We start from the raw sequence: 18399 nt of genomic DNA, 5'->3' as shown, positions 1-18399 counted from the left end.
GGGTTGGAAAGGTTCCACTTTTAATAAAGGCTATATTAAGGAATGAATGGAAAAAACTCATGGAAAGAGAATACAAACTATGATACGTTTGGACTAACAACCTTACCCGAAGGAAGATAACGTATGCTGCTATTGAAAAATACATATTTCTTGAAAGTACTTAAGGTCGTTTTTCCCCTGACGATTTTAATTTTGATTTACATAGAAGGAACAAAACAGATGCGTGCTGTGAATATGTCCCTTGTTTTGCAGAAAATACAGGAAATCGGACTCCCTTGGTTTCTCTGGATATTTTTGTTAGGTGTATTTGCTGTTGCCACCATGATTCTTTATGATGTTTATCTAATTAGGAAGTTGAACGTCCGTGTTCCAAAATGGAAAATAATGGTACAAGGTTTTTCTGCAAACGCTTATGCAAACTTTTGGGGATTTGGCGGTTTTGCAGGGGTCGGATTACGAACTTTGTTTTACCGGAAATATACAGGGAATATCTCCTTTTTCCTTAAGTCGGTCACCATTCTATTACCCTACATGTTAGTTGGATTATCTTTTTTTGCATGGATAGTCCTGGCTAATGAATGGTATGCCCCTATCATTCTTCATGATTATCCGATAATAAAGCTGCCACTGCTGATTATGTGTGGCTACGGCATTTTTATTGTAGCTGCCGGATACTATACAAAAAGAGTGACAAACCACACTCAATTGACTTTAGTGGCCATCTCGCTTATTGAATGGGGATTTGCCGCGTTTCTATTTTTTCAGATTGCACTTGCCTTGAATGTTCAGATGCCTCCTCATATTGTCTTCCTCCTCTTTTTTATGGCCGCCATCTCCGGAGTATTGAGCACAGTGCCTGGAGGAGTGGGAGCTTTTGATTTTGTCATACTTGTAGGAATGGCGAGTTTCGGAAATTCAGAAGAAAAAGCATTGGCACTCCTATTTTTATACCGGCTGGTTTATTATGTGATTCCCTTTCTGATCAGTACTATGTTTTTAGGGCATTTTCTATATAAAGAAAAGGTATGGAGAACTATTATTCCGGACAAAGAAGCATTTTCATCAGCATGCCATCGCATATTATCAGTTTGGGTATTGGTGGTTGGCGTCCTGCTGCTGCTTTTCCCTGTGGTTCCGGCATTCATTCATAGGGTGAAGCTTGCAGACCAGTTCCTAGCCCTTGAGTTACTGCAAATTTCCCAGCAGTTCTCCATTGCAATCGGAATCATCCTTTTGGTACTTGCCAGAGCGATAGAAGATAAGGTCAGAAGAGCCTATTACTTTACCTTTGTTGTTTTAATAATTGGAATGTTTGTCAGTTTTTCAAAAGGGTTTCATATGTGGGAGGTGGTCCTTCTCCTCGGTGCACTCTTGCTTTTGTATGGTTCCAAACGGGAATTCCATCGTTCTGTCAGTCAGTACACCTTAACCAAGATAATTATCGATGGATGCATTCTTTTTTGTATTTCCTTATTGTATGTACTAGTTGGGTCCCTTCAAATCGCATATCTGCGGAAAATGGTGTCAGGCAGATTGAAGGATCTTTTTGCTCTTCATCCGCAGGCACTGATCCAGGATGTGGCAGTTGGTACTGCTATTGCCGTTGTTCTCTTATATTTTGGGTTGTATTTTAAAAGAAATAGCAAATCCAACTCACTCTTCACTAAGGCAACGGGGGAAGAAAGGGAAGACAGATTAACAGGTGGAAAGTTGCTGTTCTCGGAAAAGCCTCTTTACGTTTTCTCCACTGATACAGCTATGGTGTATTATCAAAAGTGGAAGGATTCCCTCATACTCATCGACGATACAAGCCCGCTGGACAGGGGAGCTCTGATTTATATGGAAAAGGAAGCAGATCGATATGGATATACGCTGATACTTCAGGGATTTCATAAGCTTGATGCTGCTGATTTGAGGGAGATAGGGTATTACTGCTTGCGGGAAGAAAAGCACTTTTTCTTCTTTTCGCAGCAATTTCCACAATTGGAAGCAAAATTCTTGATAAAACAGCTTGTCCGAACCACTAAAAAGGTGGTAAGATAGATGTCTTTTCTTTTGATTTATGGTACAATAAGGATTGGAAGAGATTGTATAACGATGGTGTCCGGTAACATGGATGCATCTTTTTTAATCATTTTTTAAAATAATATTATTTTTTCCTCGTATTTTGGAATACTAAAAGTATATTAGTGTGGATGTAGTTTGCCCCACCTCAAAAGATAGGAGAGTGGCACTATGGCGTTTGGAAGAAGAGAAGTAGAGGAAATCGTAACAGACGAAACAAAGATTTGGGTTTGTGAATCGGAAGACTGCAAAGGTTGGATGAGAGACAACTTCAAAAGCAGTGAAACACCTTCTTGTCCTTTGTGTAAAAGCGGGATGAAAGAGTCCACCAAAGTTTTAGCAGTCATAAATAACTATAGTCAAAATCAAAAAATGTAAATATTGCAGAGCAAAAATAACCATGCCTTAAAGGAGGCATGGTTATTTTTATTGCCAGTACAGGACAGTTAAATTTTACCCTTATCCCAGGTAACAACCCCATCACTTTCCAGAATTCCGAGAACTACATCCCCAATATCCGGGTCCGTATATAGCAGGTCTCTTACACGGAACTTAATATCATCCGCATCTGCCAGTGTGAAGCCTTCACGAAGTTCTATGTAGCTTTCCACATGATATTTACGGCCTTCCTGAAGAATTCGGATATTCTTGATGTCTACTACATCCGGATCAGAAAGAATCATGTCGATGATTCTATCTTCCACTTCTTTCGGTGCTGCAACACCAATCAGGCCAACCGTATTTTCATAGCCGATTTTTAAGGCGATGCCTATCAATAGTATCCCGATCAGAATCGTTCCAACTCCATCAAGAAAATACAGTCCGGTGAAGTGCGCGATCAATATCGTTACCAGGGCTAGCGCAGCTCCAAATGTTGCGATGATATCCTCGTAGAAGACAAGCCTGGTTGGTGGTGATGCAAGACGAACATTTTTGAATGCTCCGATCAACACACCGCCGCCACTGTTTTCTGTTCTTGTTTCTTTCGCAATCTCCTTTGCAGCTTTAATCAGGACGAGTCCGTCAATGAAGACAGCAATGATCAAAATGACACTGTTCAAGATGATGTTTGTGGATTCTTTTGGATGAACAATTAGCTCCCATCCCTTAATGATCGTTTCATACGCCATAATCGAGATGACGATTACAGCGATTAATACAAATAGGTTAACAACACGTCCGAAACCAGTTGGGAACCGTTTGGTTGGTGCTTTCTCCGCTAGCGCACTCCCTAAAAAGACAAATCCCTGGTTGGTGGCATCAGCCAAGGAGTGGAAAGTGGTGGCAAGCATGGTTCCACTGCCGCTATAAATTGCCGCAATCCCCTTGATGATTGCCAGCACCGTGTTTGCCATAGCCGCAATCCCCGAAGATTTATTTCCTTTTTTTAATAGTTGAAAAAAACTCATACCATCACCCTCACATATGACCTATTTTATTCTTTTGCCTATACCCCAAAAAATATGTAAACCAATCCCTCCATCCAAAATTCTAAGTATTTATTCATTATATAGTAGAAGGGAATATTTTGGTAAGTGATATATATGCCTGATTTCATATATTAACCAATTCTCCCCCCTTTACGAAGCGAACGCCTATTCGCTAGAATAGAAGGTAGATAAAGAGGTGAAGGAAACATGTGGAGAAAAACAATTCATGAAGTGATAGATTGGATGAAAACTGAGGAATCGATCGCTCAAAATATCGTTCATTGGGAAACAGTTCCGCCAAAGGAAGCGCAATCTGTAACTTTTCCGGAAAATATTGATGACAGGCTTCGCAATGCATTAACTAGCAGAGGGATAACAAGTCTCTATACCCATCAAGCAGCAGCATTTGAAGCGGCTATACATAATAAGCATTTTGTTGCTGTTACACCTACCGCTTCCGGGAAGACGCTCTGCTACAATCTGCCTGTTCTTCAGAAAATCATCGCCAATAAGGAAAGCAGGGCACTTTATCTTTTTCCAACAAAAGCTCTGGCACAGGACCAGAAGAGTGAGCTTAATGAAATCATTACGCAAATGGGTGTTCCTATCAACAGTTATACCTATGATGGGGATACGGCTCCGGCTATCCGGCAGAAGGTGCGAAAAGCTGGCCATGTGGTAATCACGAATCCTGATATGCTTCATTCAGCCATCCTCCCGCATCATACGAAATGGGTGTCCTTATTTGAGAACCTGGAATACATCGTCATTGACGAGCTTCATACGTACCGAGGGGTGTTTGGTAGCCATGTAGCCAATGTCATTCGCAGATTAAAGCGGATTTGCAGGTTCTACGGGAGCAATCCGACCTTCATCTGTACTTCCGCAACAATTGCCAACCCAAAGGAGCTTGCAGAGGAGCTGACAGGGGAGCATTTTGAGCTGATCAGTAATAATGGGGCGCCATCTAGTAAGAAGCATATCGTTTTTTATAATCCGCCGATCGTCAACAAACCTCTGAATATTCGCCGGAGTGCCACGCTCGAAGTAAGGAAGCTTGCAAGCGAATTTCTTCAGGAGAAGATCCAGACGATTGTTTTTGCCAAGAGCAGAGTGAGAGTGGAAATCCTCTTGACCTATCTGCAGGATCTTGTGAAAAACCAGTTAGGCAAAAAGTCGATCCAGGGCTATCGCGGGGGGTACTTGCCAACACAAAGGCGTGAGATAGAAAAAGGTCTGAGAAACGGGGAAATATATGGAGTTGTAAGTACTAATGCGCTTGAACTCGGCGTGGATATCGGTCAGCTTCAGGTTTGTATCATGACGGGTTATCCCGGGACCATTGCGAGTGCCTGGCAGCAGGCTGGACGAGCAGGGAGAAGGCAAGGGGAGGCAGTCATCGTGATGGTGGCAAGCTCCAGTCCCCTTGATCAGTACGTCATTCAGCATCCGGAATTTTTCCTGAAAAGCAGTCCCGAGTCCGCCAGAATCAATCCAAATAATCTTGTCATACTGGTCGATCACATCAAATGCGCGGCATACGAACTTCCATTCAAAAAAGGGGATACCTTTGATGGGGTGGAGCTGGAGGATATTTTGGACTACTTGACCGAAGAGCGGGTGCTTCATGAGAATGGGGGGAAATGGCATTGGATGAACGATGCCTTTCCCGCTCATAACATCAGCCTGCGCTCCGCCTCCCAGGAAAATGTCATCATCATTGATCAGACGGTGGAGCCTGCGAACAAAGTAATCGGGGAGATGGACCGCTTCAGTGCGATGACACTATTGCATGATGAAGCCATCTATCTGCATCAAGGTATCCAATATCAGGTGGAAAAACTGGATTGGGAAGAAAAGAAGGCTTTTGTCAGAGAAGTGAATGTAGACTATTTTACAGATGCAAACCTCGCTGTTTCCCTTGATGTTCTCGAGGTCGACAAACAGAGGAACTACCCTGCAGGAGCGGTTTCCTTTGGAGATGTATCCGTTAAAGCGATGGCGACCATTTTCAAAAAGATTAAATTCGAAACACATGAGAATATTGGTTCCGGACCGATCCATCTTCCTGAAGAAGAGCTCCATACCAATGCCACATGGATCACCCTGGAGGAGAATATAACGGATGCACTTGGTGCAGATGAACTCGAAAAGAGCCTGATTGGGCTTTCACACGCCCTCAAAGCTGTCGCACCGCTTCTGCTCATGTGCGAACCCGAGGACCTTCAAGTCGTACCGCAGGTTAAATCCACATTTGATGAAAAGCCGGTCATCTATTTCTATGACCGTTATCCTGGTGGAGTGGGATTGAGTGAGAAAGCCTATGAAAAAGTGGGAGAGCTTTTTGATAGAGCAAGTGAACTGATCGGAAACTGCCCGTGCAAGAATGGCTGTCCATCATGTATTGGCGCAGATTATGCCTTCGATGACACCAAAGAACTATCGTTACAGCTGTTACAGCAGCTTGTATAAAGGGTGAGTGAAACATGTCTTTCAAAAACAAATTAAATAGAATGAAAAAGCATCTACAGCCTGAGAAGCAAGTGGTGGAAACAGAAAGGAAAGAAAATATTCCTCCTGCATCAAAGGACCAATCTGTTCCGAATGAGAGGGAATGGGAGGCCTATGGTGCGATCCCCTTCCATTTTCACGAGGAGTATTGCATGATCCGTGAAGTGGAGTATCCACTCGATTACAGGCATGGCCGCTATAGCCTCGGTGAAATCCTCCCTGTAATGGAAAATTGGCAGAAAGAGACTGCAGCACACCCCTTATCCGCAAAGGGCCATCTGTGCAAGGATCTGTTCTTCTTTGATACAGAAACGACAGGGCTAAGCGGTGGTGCAGGGACCACGATATTCCTTCTTGGATATGCGAGGGTTCTTGAGGATAAAGTGGTGGTAAGACAGCATCTGCTTCCCTCACCAGGCAATGAGGTCGCTCTCTATCAGAGCTTCCTTCAGGAGGTAGATTATACAACGCTTGTCACTTATAACGGGAAGGCTTTTGATTGGCCTCAAGTCAAAACAAGGCACACGCTTGTTCGGGAACACGTCCCCAAGCTCCCTCTTTTCGGCCATTTCGACCTTTTGCATGCAAGCAGAAGGCTATGGAAGGATACAATGGAGTCGGTTCGTTTGGCAAACGTGGAAAGAGAGATACTAGGCATAAAAAGAGAAAATGATATCCCGGGGTTTTTGGCGCCGATGATCTATTTCGACTTTGTCAAAACGCATGAAATGGAAGGGATCAAGGGCGTGCTGAAGCATAATGAATGGGACGTCCTAACCCTTATCACCCTGTATATTCATCTATCAAAGCTGTTGCAGACGGATTCAGAAACCCGCAATGAAAAAGAAGAATTTGAAGTTGGGAGATGGTTTGATTCGCTCGGGCAAAAACAGGTGGCTGCAAGCATGTATGAAAATATTGTCGAACAATCCTGGGGGGCATCCTATAAATTGGGTCTAATAAAGAAAAGGGAAGAAAAATATTGTGAAGCAATAGAGTTGTTCCTGCAGTCATACAGCCATGAGGAAAATCCGAAAAAGGAAGAGGCAGCCATCGAGCTTTCCATGCTTCTTGAACATAAGGAAAAAGACTATGTTTCCGCACTTTTCTACGCAGAACAAGCCTTTGGTTTCTGGAAGGGAAAACAGCTTTCCGGACGCAGGGGGGAAATTAAAAACAGCGTTAAATATACGAGAAGAATAGAAAGGCTGAAAAAGAAAATGGAAGCCTGAAATAATTTTCGAATTTTGTCAAATAATCTTTTGATTTGTATTGTCAGCGTAACATTTACCATGTAAAATTAAATATTGTGATTTACTATTTAACAAAGGAAAAGCATGGGAGAGAGAGCGTTGTCAAGATTAATTTTGTGTTTGTTTTTTGTTGTTATCGGTCTGACACTTTTTGTATTTTCGAATCTTAAAGAAGATATCTACACGATTTTGCTATAATTTTCATAGGCAAACGAGTATATCTCCGTAAAATAGGTGTTTGTATTAGTACATGTATCACCCTTCTTTCATAGTTTGTTAATGTAAAGAGAAAAACAAAAAATGAAAGGAGATCATAAGTATGTACAACTGCAGACCAAACATGATGGGACCAATCGTTCATCCTACTAAATGTTGTGTAAAGAACTTACAATCCGTAACAGAGGTTACTCACATTCACCCTTCTCACACAACATATGTTAACAACCAAATGTTCCAGCATAAGCACTATTTCCCACACACTGAATCAATGGTTGACTCAGTTTCACACCAAAACTTCAACTGTGGTCCTGGAGCGCCTGGCATGGGTCAAGGAGCACCTGGTCAAGTAATGGGAGCTTTCCAAGGTCCTGGCGGAATGCCTGGAGGTCAAGTATTGGGAGCTTCTCAAGGTCCTGGTATGGGCTATGGCGGCGGAATGCCTGGTGGCCCTGGAATGGGTTACGGCGGCGGAATGCCTGGGCAATGCAAACCTTACGGCAGATAAGCTTTATTGACAAGTCAAAAAAATACGTTACTCTGATTATATAAAGGAACTGGTGAGAAGCCAGTTCTTTTTCTTTTGGGCACATTATACACCGCTGTTGATTTCCGCACTAGGCTGCGCTTTCCGCGGGGCGATTGTGGAGCCTCCTCGGCTTCGCCTGTGGGGTCTCCACTAATCGCTACCTCCCGCAGGAGTCTTCGCCTATTGCTCCAATCACCAGCTAAGCTAGGTACATAAATCAAAATTATTCTTTTACAGAGACTCTGATGTAAAAGGAGAACACCATGAGAGACTAAAAATAGTGTTGTCGTTATGCGTTACATGCCGCCCCTGTTGATTGGAGTGCAAGGTGTGAGACTCCTGCGGGAGATAGCGGTAGACTTGAGACCCCGCAGGCTAGCCGAGGAGGCTCAAGCGCCGCCCCGCGGAAAGCGAACACCTGGAACGGAAATCAACAGGGTGTTAAACGAGGGCACCCTGAATTCCAGGTAGACCCTTGCTCGCATTAAAAATATTTACGAAAAGAACTTTTTAAAAATTTTTGAAATGATCTTAGTTCTTGCGCTTTTGTGCGTACATATCTATTATTAACTTATGAGGTGTCTATGAAAGTACTCGTCCTGACAGGTTATAAATCTCATGAACTCCAAGTGTTTAAAAAGAATGATCCAGCTGTACACTATATAAAAAAGGCCATCCAAAAACGGATTGTCTCTTTACTCGAAGAGGGGCATGAGTTAGAATGGATTGTCATCAGTGGTCAGTTGGGAGTGGAGCTATGGGGAGCGGAAGTGGTCTATGAGCTTCAAACAACCTATCCCGACCTGAAGCTTGCAGTATTTACTCCATTTCTTTTACAGGAAGAAAATTGGAGTGAATCCAATAAAGAGTATTATGAGCTGATTATGTCTCAAGCCGATCATATTGATTCGATTACCAAAAAAAAGTACGAAACGCCTCTTCAGCTTCGCGTGAAAAACCAGTTTCTTATCGATAAGTCGGATGGATTATTGGTGGTTTATGATGAAGAGAGGCCGGGTAATCCTCAATATATGATTGAAATGGCCAAAAGGAAAGCGGCAGGGCAATCTTATCCGATATTCATGATTGATGACTATGAGCTTCAATTGGTGGTAGAGGAAGAACAATTTAATGGACAACATGATTGGTAACTGACTACAAAAATTTACCTAAATCATATTTATAAAAATTACCCAAATACTATTAAAGAGAAATTGACAAGTGCCCCTTTTTTTGAAAAAATAATAAGATAAAAGTGGCACTAGCATTGAGGTGAGGAACTTATGCTATCTGATAAAATCAAATTGACAGCAAAAGAAATTTTGGAAAAAGAATTTAAAGCAGGCATGAGAGGCTATAAGGCTGAGGATGTTGATAAGTTTTTGGACGTGGTGATCAAGGACTATGAAACATTCTATCACGAATATGACCAATTGATGCAAGAAAATGCAAGATTGAAACGCCAGGTGGAGGAAGCTGGCAAAAAGCCGCAGCAGAGCACAAGTAATACCGGCTCCACCAACTTTGATATCCTACGCAGACTTTCCAACTTGGAGAAGCATGTATTTGGCAGCAAGTTATACGAATAACAGTAATTTACAGTTGCATTAATCATTCAGATTTACTATACTATATCTTGCTGACATCAATAGTGATTGGGTAACCGCTACAGTTTATCTGTAGAGGAAAGTCCATGCTCGCACAGGCTGTGATGCCTGTAGTGTTCGTGCCTAGCGAAAAAATAAGCTAGGGTAGTCTGGTATATACTGGGCTAACGGCAGGGAAAGCACCTAAGTCGAGAGATATGGTGTGAATACCTTGAAAGTGCCACAGTGACGTAGTCCGGCAAGAAATTGCAGGAGTGGAACGCGGTAAACCCCTCGAGCGAGAAACCCAAACAATGGTAGGGGCACCTTCTCTATGGAATCCGAACGAATGAGAAGGACGGATAATCTTATATTATCTGTAGACAGATGGTTACCACCTGAGTACAAGGAGCAATCCGTTTGCAGTACAATGGAACAGAACATGGCTTACAGATCGCTATTGATTGGATGTCACATGATAACGATGTAGATTTAAGAATAAGCTCTCCTGATCCCAGGAGAGCTTTTGTATTAAGAAAAGGGTCTTTAATAGAGGCTTTTCTGATAGAATATTGGCTACAATAGATTACATACATATTCGCTTAAAAAAGGTTAGGGTGACAAAATGAAAAACAAATTCAAATTAATTGCAACTGCTGCAATGGGACTGGAATCGCTGGTGGCAAAAGAAGTGAAGGATCTCGGTTACGATTGCACAGTAGATAATGGAAAGGTCATTTTCTACGGGGATGCACTTGCCATCTGCCGTGCAAACCTGTGGCTTAGAACTGCAGACCGCATCAAAGTGGTGGTTGGGGAGTTTAAAGCGACTACATTTGACCAGCTTTTTGAACAAACAAAAGCATTGCCATGGGGAGATTACCTACCAGAGGATGCGGAATTTCCTGTTATCGGGAAATCAGTGAAGTCACAGCTTTCCAGTGTGCCGGATTGTCAGGCAATCGTCAAAAAGGCAGTAGTGAACAAAATCAAGCAGCATTATAACATTCAATCCGACTGGCTGGATGAAAAAGGCGCTGTCTATAAAATTGAAGTGGCAATTCTGAAGGATAACGTCCAACTCACCATCGATGCATCGGGAATTGGGCTGCATAAACGTGGCTATCGCGCGGACCAGGGGGAAGCGCCATTAAAAGAAACGTTGGCTGCAGCCTTGGTGATGTTAACCAACTGGACTCCTGATAAGCCATTTGCCGATCCTTTCTGTGGCTCCGGTACTATTGCCATTGAAGCCGCCCTGATAGGTCAGAATATCGCTCCGGGCTTCAACCGGGATTTCGTCTCCGAGGACTGGCACTGGATTGGCGATGCATTATGGGAAAGAGCACGTCAAGAAGTGGAAGAGAAAGCAAACTACGATCAGCCTCTGGACATTTCCGGATATGATATTGACCACCGCATGATTTCCATAGCAAAGGAAAATGCTTTTGAAGCGGGTCTTGGGGAACTGATCTCATTCAAACAGATGCAGGTTAGTGATTTCACAACGAAAAAAGAGTACGGAGTCATTGTCGGAAATCCTCCTTACGGTGAGCGGCTAGGGGAACGCCCTGAGGTGGAGAAGATGTACCGTGGTATGGGAAAAGCCTTAAAAGAATTGGATACATGGTCCATTTATATTCTTACATCCCATGAAGGCTTTGAGAGCTTTTTCGGGAGAAAGGCTACGAAAAAAAGAAAGCTGTTTAACGGATTCATCAAAACGGACTATTACCAGTATTGGGGCAAGCGTCCGCCTAGAAACATCTAAGGAATTGTTTATCATCCGAGCTCTGGGGGAAATGGTTACAAAGGAGTGATTTCGGTGACAAACACAAGAAAAGAGAAAGAGCTTTTGGAAAGAAATGAAAAGGAAAAAGCCTTCAAGGAAAACGAAAAAAAGCAGAAAAGGCGCGACCAGCTGGTGATGCCGATTGACGAACTGCCTTTGGAGGAAATCAAGTACGAAGCTGAAGAAGAGAAAAAGAAAAAAGACTCAACAGAAGATTCCACCAGTGAAGAGCAGTGAACCTACGGCTTGTACAATAATCTGTTGAGACAACGTATATTAAATTGAAACCGGGCATAGAATACTTCTATCAGTAATAAAGATGGAGGGAATTCTATGCCTTTGCATGTAAATGATTTTATGAAAATTTCAAAAGCCCTCGACAGCAGCTATCAAAGTCTGGTCAATGAGAACCTGCTCGAAGGTGAATGCGTGGAGCGTATGAGGGCTGCACGAGAGGAATATATGAAAGCCATGCTGCACGCGTCCTATGTGGATGAGAGCATGATTCATATAATGAAAGGCTGAAAAGTTTCCCTTTAAAGGAAGGGGAACTTTTTATTTTGGGTAAAAAGCTTGACAAAACCCGCTATTTTTTCAATAATGTTCAGATGCAAACTTTTTTGTGACGGAAACTTTTCAAAGATGCAAATTTTTTCACGGAGGTACATATATGAACAATCGTCTGCCTTTTACAATGAACAAGGGTGATTCTTTTTTTGATCGTTTGAACGAATGGATCGGGGATGTATTTTATGACATTCTGCCTGATGCAGGGTTTGAACTTCGTGATGAGCAAATCTTTATGGCATTTCAACTAGAACGGGCATACAAGGAAAAGAAGGTCATTTTTTCTGAAGCAGGTGTAGGAACAGGGAAGACGATGGTGTATTTATTATATGCAATCTGTTATGCAAGATATATGGGCAAGCCTGCCATTATCACCTGTGCAGACGAATCCCTAATCGAACAGCTGGTAAAAAAGGAAGGCGATATTGCCAAGCTTTCCAACATCCTGGATGTAACATTTGACGTAAGATTGGCAAAATCTCCAGACCAGTATCTTTGTTTAAATAAATTGGACCATGCTTTAAATACGTATGACATTGATAATATTGATGAAGTGTTTGATTCTTTGCCGAAATTCGTAAACAAAACAGCCCCGATGCAATCTTTTCATCCTTATGGAGACAGAAAGGACTATTCCAAACTGAATGATGACGAGTGGGGTCTCATCGGCTGGGATAGCTTTCAGGATTGTTTCAGCTGTGAAAAGCGCCATCGATGTGGACAAACCTTATCCAGGGACCACTATCGCAAATCGACTGACCTGATTATCTGCTCCCATGACTTTTACATGGAACACGTATGGACGGTGGATAAAAGGAAGCGGGAAGGACAACTCCCATTATTGCCGGAAGCATCCACAGTCGTCTTTGATGAAGGGCATCTATTGGAATACGCTGCCCAAAAAGCGCTGACCTATAAAATCAAAAAACATATGGTAGAAGAGTTGTTTACAAGACTTTTAGGAAACGACCTCAGGGAAGAGTTCGTCCTGCTGGTGGAGGATGCACTTGAAGCCAATGACCTTTTCTTTGAAACGCTAGAGGAGAACCTAAGCTCCGTTGATGGTTCAGATAGAAAAGATATCAAAATGGATCAAGCTTTAGTGAAAAATGCAAAAAACCTGCTGGCAAAAGTGGAGGAAATCGGAAACCAACTGGTGTTTGAAGGGGAACTTCATACAGTGGACCATTACCAGCTTCATATTGTGGAGGAGTATCTGGATTCCATCGAGTTCCTTTTGAAATTGCTTCTATCACAGGAAGATGTGATTGCATGGGCCGAGCAGGCGAAAAATGATTTGACATTGGTTGTTATGCCTAAAACTGTGGAGGAAGTATTGAGGGAGAATGTATTCTCGAAAAAAATACCGTTTGTATTCTCTTCCGCAACACTATCGGATAACAATTCCTTTGATTATCTTGCAAACTCTCTCGGTATCAGTGACTATCTATCGTTCTCTATTAATTCACCATTTGACTATGATGAAAAAATGAGACTGAGATTGGCAGAACTGGACAACGACGAAGCCGGATTCGGCAAGAAATATCACGCGACGATGGAAGCGATAAACCGTACAGAAGGCAGTGCGCTCGTGTTGTTTTCAACCAAGCGTGAGCTGCAGCAATTCAAGGATAGAAATGCGCAGAATTCAACTTACCGCTTCCTTTATGAAGGGGAACAGGAAATAAGTGTACTTGTTTCCGAATTCCAAAACGATGAAAAATCGGTACTGTGTGCCTATCACCTATGGGAAGGGCTCGATATTCCAGGTCCATCCCTATCCAATGTAGTGATCTGGTCCCTGCCATTTCCTCCGAATGATCCCGTTTTTGCTGCAAAGCGCAAAGGACTCGAGGATCCGTTCATGCAGTTGGACGTACCCTATATGCTTCTTCGCCTAAGACAGGGAATTGGAAGGCTGATTCGTTCATCTGAGGACCAAGGGGAAATAACCATCTTCCTGCCAACAAATTTACCAAAGCAGGTAAGGGGCAAGATAGAAACGGTTCTTCCTACTGTGCCTGTTACAACATTGCAAGGCTAATATGACCCTGAGATGCTCCAAGCACTATAAGCTTGGAGCATTTTTCTGTTTAACTCAGAAAACCAGAATAGCCAGAAATGTGTTGCCAACTAGTAAGAAAATTGTGTATTCTTAAACTTAGTCTAGGATATGTTGGGGGATAGAAGCATGATAGAGACAAAAGATTTGGAAAAGCAATATTTGGAATATATGACGAAGATGGAAAGCTATAAAGAAGCACTTTCCCTTATTTTCTGGGATTTACGCACAGGTGCGCCGAAAAAAGGGGTGGACCGCCGTTCTGATGTAATCGGGGTATTATCTGCTGAGGTATTCAACATGTCAACTTCAGAGGAGATGGCTGCCTACCTGGCGCAGCTTCTGCAGGAAGATGTGTTTAAGACATTAAACGATGTAACCAAGGCATCCTTACTCGAAACGAAAAAGAACTATGACCAAAATAAAAAGATCCCTGCCAAAGAATATCAGGAATATGTAGTGCTAAGCACCAAGGCGGAAACCGTATGGGAAGAGGCGAAAGCAAATTCCGATTTTGCGACGCTCCAGCCTTACCTGGAGAAGTTGGTGGATTACAATAAAAAATTCATCGAGTATTGGGGCTATGAAGATAATAAGTATAACACCCTGTTGGATTTGTATGAACCAGGTGTGACGGTAACTATTTTGGATGAAGTTTTTGGAAGGCTCAAATCCCGCATTGTCCCACTTGTAAAGGCTATTCGGAATTCCAAGGTGCAACCAAGATCATCTGATTTGCTTGTTCCATTTTCCAAAGAAAATCAGCAAAGGTTCAGTCTCGAGGTTTTAAAGGAACTTAAATATGATTTTGACGCAGGAAGATTGGATGAAACAGTTCATCCATTTGCGATCGGACTTAATCCTGGTGATGTGCGTGTGACGACAAAGTACGATGAACATGACTTCAGGACAGCTGTTTTCGGTACTATCCATGAGTGTGGCCATGCGTTGTATGAACAGAACATCTCAACGGATTTAGTAGGAACGGGGCTTTGCACTGGAACATCGATGGGAATCCATGAGTCGCAATCCTTGTTTTATGAAAACTTTGTAGGCCGTAACGAATCATTCTGGAAACGACATTATGAAACGCTTCAACGTTATGCAGACGGTGCTTTTGACTCTTTGAGCATGGAGGATTTCTATCTGGCCATCAATGAAGCAAAGCCTTCCCTGATCAGGATTGAAGCGGATGAGCTTACTTACGCCCTACATATTATGATTCGCTATGAACTGGAGAAAGCATTATTCAATGACGAGCTTGAAGTGAAGGACCTTCCGAAGGCCTGGAATGAGAAGTATGAAAGCTATCTGGGCATTACCCCACCAAACGATGCCAAAGGAGTATTGCAGGATGTTCACTGGTCAGGTGGAAGCTTCGGCTACTTCCCGTCATATGCGTTAGGATACATGTATGCAGCCCAATTCAAGCAGGCGATGTTAAAGGACCTTCCGAACTTCGATGAATTGCTTGAAAAAGGGGAGCTTGATTCCATAAAAGGCTGGCTTACTGAAAAAGTTCATCAGCATGGAAAGATGAAAAAACCTCTGGAGATTCTGAAAGAGGTAACAGGTGAAGAACTGAACGTAGACTATCTGATTGAATACCTGGAAGAGAAGTACAAAGGGATTTATCAGCTGTAGTATAATTGACAATTGATTAGAGGCCTCTGTAATGGGGCTTCTTTTTTTGCCCTTATAAACACCGCTGTTGATTTCCGCACTAGGCGCAGCGACCCAAGGGGCGGTGCTGGAACCTCCTCAGGCTTCGCCTTGCGGGGTCTCCAGCCTACCGCTACCTCCCGCAGGAGTCTTCGCCTATTGCTCCAATCAACAGCTAGTAATTACAAAAACAACACTTTTATTTAATAAAGCCTTCAAGAATGAATTCACTTCCTATCCTTGAATAAAAAAGAAGCCCTATATTAGGACTTCAACAGGTATGAATAAATTAAGATGCATTTTCTAATTCTACAATTATTTGCATTTCACCGTTGTCCTTTAAGTAAAGGGGAGAATGCAGACGGTGGTGCAGATGAAATTCAGTTTGCTGTTCAATCAAAACATTGGGAGGGGTAATATCCATATTAAGACCACTTTGAGCAATATTCGAGGATAGGGTGCCGGCGATCATGTTTCCAAGCTCGCCTGTAAAGGATTGAAGCATTTCCCCTTCCAATTCCATGCCGAACATCATGGCGCCAATATGCTGGAATACTGTACGTTCACCTTGGATGATAAGTTGACCTCTGATGTCTCCAGTTAAAACGATCAGGACACCTAAAGCCACGTTTGTAAGATTTTCTGTATGTAGACTTGGCTGTTCAAACGTGAAGTCGATAGGAATGACCGATTTGACCGAATCGATAGTCCTGTTGAAAACTTGAGTTAAGCTCTCTGCGGGGGACATATAGCACCTCCTGAAACTGAAGTATCTAGTACTTTTTTATCATATCATATTATTTATGAGATTTTTCAACAAATTTCAACATTTTGATTAGAAACCCTCATTTGTTGAACAATAAGATTGGATGTATTAACATGAGTTACTCAAGAATGAATAGTGGAGGTTCGTATGTTCGATTTATTGTTAGAGTTCACAGCCAAGGACGGTTCCACTGTGAAGCTTAGGCCTGTGAAAGAGGAAGATGCAGAGGATATTGTAAAAGCAGTGGAGAGCATTATTGCTGCCGGTGAGTTTATTCAGAAAGAGGCACCGCGCTCCGTCGAAGAGGAGAAAACCTTTATACGGGAAATGCAGCAGAAAGGAAATATGTATCTTGGTGCGGAATGGAATGGCCGGGTGGTAGGCATCGCCCGAGTGATCAAGGGCGAACTCCAAATGAAGAAGCATACAGGAATCTTCCGTACTTGGCTTGCAAGGGAAGCACAAGGGCTGGGTATTGGGAAAAAAATCATGGATTATACAGATATGTGGTGTGAGCAGCATATTAGAAAGCTGTCGCTGACCGTGTTTTCTTCCAATGAAGTGGCATACCAATTGTACAAGAAATATGGTTTCCATGAAGAAGGCAATCAAAAGGAACAGGCCTTTATCAATGGAGAATATGTAGATGAGCTTTGGATGGCCAAATTCTATAAAAAGTAGATTGCAAATAATTAACAATGCTATCCATCCTATTTTTCGTTATAATAAAAATGCACAACACAACTACTCCTTTAAAACAATTGAGCTTTCCCCTTTTTCGGGGAAAGCTTTTTTTATTCCTCTAAATACCATTTTCTGCATATTATTATACGATTTGGAAATAGTAAAAATACCAAATTCAAGAGGTGTGTCACATTATGCCTAAAATACTTTCAGTCGGAACCGCCATACCCAAATATCCGATTTCACAGGATACGGCTGTGGAATTTGCCAAAGAGCTTTTTGAAGGATCATTCAAGGATATCAATCGGCTGCTGACGGTTTTCCAGAACGGGCAGATTGAGAAAAGGCATTTTGCAAGAGATGTGGAATGGTTCCGCACCTCGCATACCTTTGAGGAAAGAAACAATATTTATATGGAAGAGGCGGTTGCTTATGGTGTGAATGCCATTCAAGCATGTCTATCCAACAATGTTACCCTCAAAAGCACGGTTCCCTATGAAGAAATAGAGGCTATTTTCTACATTTCCACAACAGGCATGTCCACACCAAGTATTGAGGCTCGAATTATGAATAAGCTTCCGTTTTCCCCTTATACGAAGAGAATTCCGATCTGGGGCTTGGGATGTGCCGGTGGCGCTGCAGGATTATCGAGAGCCTATGAGTATTGCTTGGCGTTTCCTGATGCGAAGGTATTGGTACTAAGTGTGGAGCTTTGCAGTCTCACATTTCAGAAGAATGACCTCTCAAAAAGCAATCTTATCGGTACCTCTTTATTTGCTGATGGAATTGCTTGTGTTCTGGTAGCTGGGGATGGAGTTGCTGTAGATGATAATCACTCCTATCCAACTATACTTGGAAGTCAATCCACGCTCATGAAGGATTCTGAGGACGTGATGGGCTGGGAAATCAAAAATGATGGCCTATACGTCGTATTCTCGCGTGATATCCCAAGTATTATCGAGAGTTGGCTTGCTCCGAATGTCAAACGCTTCCTTGATCAGCAAAGTATACCCATCGAAGAAATCGATCACTTTGTCTTTCATCCAGGAGGAAAAAAAGTGTTGGAAGCCTATAAGGAATCCTTAAGAATCCCTGAAGGAAAACTGGAAACCTCCTTAAGGGTTCTGAAGGAATATGGTAATATGTCATCCGCGACCGTACTATACGTATTAAAAGAGATTATGGAAAATGAAGCAGAAAAAGGGCAGTCAGGTATAGCTGGTGCACTTGGACCAGGCTTCAGCTCGGAACTGCTATTGCTGAAATGGGAGTGAAAA

17 protein-coding genes and 1 other RNA gene are annotated in these 18399 nt (G+C 42.5%); 16 read left to right on the top strand and 2 right to left on the bottom strand.

What is annotated here, in order from left to right:
• Positions 1 to 123 precede the first annotated feature (123 nt).
• Both ACFVAD_RS09470 and ACFVAD_RS09465 read left to right on the top strand, forming a co-directional pair.
• Complete coding sequence (locus ACFVAD_RS09470) at positions 124 to 2043, top strand: lysylphosphatidylglycerol synthase domain-containing protein (protein ID WP_386638666.1); 1920 nt, start codon at positions 124 to 126, stop codon at positions 2041 to 2043.
• A gap of 192 nt (positions 2044 to 2235) precedes the next feature.
• Positions 2236 to 2442 (top strand): cold-shock protein, encoded by a 207-nt coding sequence (locus ACFVAD_RS09465; RefSeq protein ID WP_204414551.1) that lies wholly within the window; start codon positions 2236 to 2238, stop codon positions 2440 to 2442.
• Positions 2443 to 2510: 68 nt separating this feature from the next.
• Here the strand turns inward: ACFVAD_RS09465 and ACFVAD_RS09460 are convergent, their stop codons facing one another.
• Positions 2511 to 3473, bottom strand: coding sequence for a cation diffusion facilitator family transporter (locus ACFVAD_RS09460; RefSeq protein WP_386638662.1), 963 nt, complete (start codon positions 3471 to 3473; stop codon positions 2511 to 2513).
• A 228-nt stretch (positions 3474 to 3701) separates the two neighbouring features.
• On the opposite strand from ACFVAD_RS09460, the gene ACFVAD_RS09455 reads away from it, so the two are divergent.
• The 11 genes from ACFVAD_RS09455 (at position 3702) to ACFVAD_RS09405 (ending at position 15654) form a co-directional block, all read left to right on the top strand.
• Complete coding sequence (locus ACFVAD_RS09455) at positions 3702 to 5966, top strand: DEAD/DEAH box helicase (RefSeq protein ID WP_386638659.1); 2265 nt, start codon at positions 3702 to 3704, stop codon at positions 5964 to 5966.
• Positions 5967 to 5980: 14 nt separating this feature from the next.
• A complete protein-coding gene (locus tag ACFVAD_RS09450) occupies positions 5981 to 7237 on the top strand; it encodes a ribonuclease H-like domain-containing protein (RefSeq protein WP_386638656.1) in 1257 nt (418 codons plus the stop codon).
• A gap of 340 nt (positions 7238 to 7577) precedes the next feature.
• Complete coding sequence (locus ACFVAD_RS09445; RefSeq protein WP_386638653.1) at positions 7578 to 7982, top strand: CotD family spore coat protein; 405 nt, start codon at positions 7578 to 7580, stop codon at positions 7980 to 7982.
• A gap of 605 nt (positions 7983 to 8587) precedes the next feature.
• Entirely contained in the window at positions 8588 to 9154 is a 567-nt protein-coding gene (locus ACFVAD_RS09440; protein WP_386638650.1) for an SLOG family protein, read from the top strand.
• 132 nt (positions 9155 to 9286) lie between these two features.
• Positions 9287 to 9592: a cell division regulator GpsB gene (gene gpsB / locus ACFVAD_RS09435; protein WP_386638647.1), complete on the top strand. Its 306-nt coding sequence runs from the start codon at positions 9287 to 9289 to the stop codon at positions 9590 to 9592.
• Positions 9593 to 9654: 62 nt separating this feature from the next.
• Positions 9655 to 10044: RNase P RNA component class B (gene rnpB, locus ACFVAD_RS09430), an RNA gene on the top strand.
• A 170-nt stretch (positions 10045 to 10214) separates the two neighbouring features.
• Complete coding sequence (locus ACFVAD_RS09425) at positions 10215 to 11360, top strand: THUMP domain-containing class I SAM-dependent RNA methyltransferase (RefSeq protein ID WP_386638645.1); 1146 nt, start codon at positions 10215 to 10217, stop codon at positions 11358 to 11360.
• 54 nt (positions 11361 to 11414) lie between these two features.
• Complete coding sequence (locus ACFVAD_RS09420; RefSeq protein WP_386638643.1) at positions 11415 to 11618, top strand: hypothetical protein; 204 nt, start codon at positions 11415 to 11417, stop codon at positions 11616 to 11618.
• 96 nt (positions 11619 to 11714) lie between these two features.
• Complete coding sequence (locus ACFVAD_RS09415; protein ID WP_386638641.1) at positions 11715 to 11906, top strand: hypothetical protein; 192 nt, start codon at positions 11715 to 11717, stop codon at positions 11904 to 11906.
• A gap of 145 nt (positions 11907 to 12051) precedes the next feature.
• A complete protein-coding gene (locus tag ACFVAD_RS09410; RefSeq protein WP_386638639.1) occupies positions 12052 to 13992 on the top strand; it encodes an ATP-dependent DNA helicase in 1941 nt (646 codons plus the stop codon).
• Between the two features lie 147 nt (positions 13993 to 14139).
• Complete coding sequence (locus ACFVAD_RS09405) at positions 14140 to 15654, top strand: carboxypeptidase M32 (protein ID WP_386638637.1); 1515 nt, start codon at positions 14140 to 14142, stop codon at positions 15652 to 15654.
• A gap of 307 nt (positions 15655 to 15961) precedes the next feature.
• On the opposite strand, the gene ACFVAD_RS09400 is transcribed toward ACFVAD_RS09405, so the two are convergent.
• Positions 15962 to 16420 (bottom strand): chemotaxis protein CheX, encoded by a 459-nt coding sequence (locus tag ACFVAD_RS09400; protein WP_386638634.1) that lies wholly within the window; start codon positions 16418 to 16420, stop codon positions 15962 to 15964.
• Positions 16421 to 16585: 165 nt separating this feature from the next.
• On the opposite strand from ACFVAD_RS09400, the gene ACFVAD_RS09395 reads away from it, so the two are divergent.
• From ACFVAD_RS09395 to ACFVAD_RS09385, 3 genes are read left to right on the top strand one after another with little or no spacing between them, the layout of a single operon-like run.
• Positions 16586 to 17119 carry a GNAT family N-acetyltransferase gene (locus ACFVAD_RS09395; RefSeq protein WP_386638630.1) on the top strand — a complete coding sequence of 178 codons (534 nt, stop codon included), beginning with the start codon at positions 16586 to 16588 and terminating at the stop codon, positions 17117 to 17119.
• Complete coding sequence (locus tag ACFVAD_RS09390) at positions 17085 to 17324, top strand: hypothetical protein (protein WP_386639117.1); 240 nt, start codon at positions 17085 to 17087, stop codon at positions 17322 to 17324. Before ACFVAD_RS09395 ends, ACFVAD_RS09390 begins: the two co-directional genes overlap by 35 nt.
• Positions 17317 to 18396, top strand: a complete 1080-nt coding sequence (locus tag ACFVAD_RS09385) for a type III polyketide synthase (protein WP_386638627.1) — start codon at positions 17317 to 17319, stop codon at positions 18394 to 18396. Before ACFVAD_RS09390 ends, ACFVAD_RS09385 begins: the two co-directional genes overlap by 8 nt.
• Positions 18397 to 18399 lie beyond the last annotated feature (3 nt).

The organism is Sutcliffiella sp. NPDC057660, from assembly GCF_042800035.1.
Taxonomy (GTDB): domain Bacteria; phylum Bacillota; class Bacilli; order Bacillales; family Bacillaceae_I; genus Sutcliffiella_A.
Note: the sequence above shows the minus strand (reverse complement) of the source record. Positions and strands in the feature narration are given on the sequence as shown.

What these genes read in the sequence shown, in the direction of transcription:
- ACFVAD_RS09440 (WP_386638650.1), top strand. Translation starts at nt 8,588, where the DNA reads ATGAAAGTACTCGTCCTGACAGGTTATAAATCTCATGAACTCCAAGTG.
- ACFVAD_RS09465 (WP_204414551.1), top strand. Translation starts at nt 2,236, where the DNA reads ATGGCGTTTGGAAGAAGAGAAGTAGAGGAAATCGTAACAGACGAAACA.
- ACFVAD_RS09385 (WP_386638627.1), top strand. Translation starts at nt 17,317, where the DNA reads ATGCCTAAAATACTTTCAGTCGGAACCGCCATACCCAAATATCCGATT.
- ACFVAD_RS09405 (WP_386638637.1), top strand. Translation starts at nt 14,140, where the DNA reads ATGATAGAGACAAAAGATTTGGAAAAGCAATATTTGGAATATATGACG.
- ACFVAD_RS09450 (WP_386638656.1), top strand. Translation starts at nt 5,981, where the DNA reads ATGTCTTTCAAAAACAAATTAAATAGAATGAAAAAGCATCTACAGCCT.
- gpsB (WP_386638647.1), top strand. Translation starts at nt 9,287, where the DNA reads ATGCTATCTGATAAAATCAAATTGACAGCAAAAGAAATTTTGGAAAAA.
- ACFVAD_RS09400 (WP_386638634.1), bottom strand. Translation starts at nt 16,420, where the DNA reads ATGTCCCCCGCAGAGAGCTTAACTCAAGTTTTCAACAGGACTATCGAT.
- ACFVAD_RS09415 (WP_386638641.1), top strand. Translation starts at nt 11,715, where the DNA reads ATGCCTTTGCATGTAAATGATTTTATGAAAATTTCAAAAGCCCTCGAC.
- ACFVAD_RS09470 (WP_386638666.1), top strand. Translation starts at nt 124, where the DNA reads ATGCTGCTATTGAAAAATACATATTTCTTGAAAGTACTTAAGGTCGTT.
- ACFVAD_RS09390 (WP_386639117.1), top strand. Translation starts at nt 17,085, where the DNA reads ATGAGCTTTGGATGGCCAAATTCTATAAAAAGTAGATTGCAAATAATT.
- ACFVAD_RS09425 (WP_386638645.1), top strand. Translation starts at nt 10,215, where the DNA reads ATGAAAAACAAATTCAAATTAATTGCAACTGCTGCAATGGGACTGGAA.
- ACFVAD_RS09460 (WP_386638662.1), bottom strand. Translation starts at nt 3,473, where the DNA reads ATGAGTTTTTTTCAACTATTAAAAAAAGGAAATAAATCTTCGGGGATT.
- ACFVAD_RS09395 (WP_386638630.1), top strand. Translation starts at nt 16,586, where the DNA reads ATGTTCGATTTATTGTTAGAGTTCACAGCCAAGGACGGTTCCACTGTG.
- ACFVAD_RS09455 (WP_386638659.1), top strand. Translation starts at nt 3,702, where the DNA reads ATGTGGAGAAAAACAATTCATGAAGTGATAGATTGGATGAAAACTGAG.
- ACFVAD_RS09410 (WP_386638639.1), top strand. Translation starts at nt 12,052, where the DNA reads ATGAACAATCGTCTGCCTTTTACAATGAACAAGGGTGATTCTTTTTTT.
- ACFVAD_RS09445 (WP_386638653.1), top strand. Translation starts at nt 7,578, where the DNA reads ATGTACAACTGCAGACCAAACATGATGGGACCAATCGTTCATCCTACT.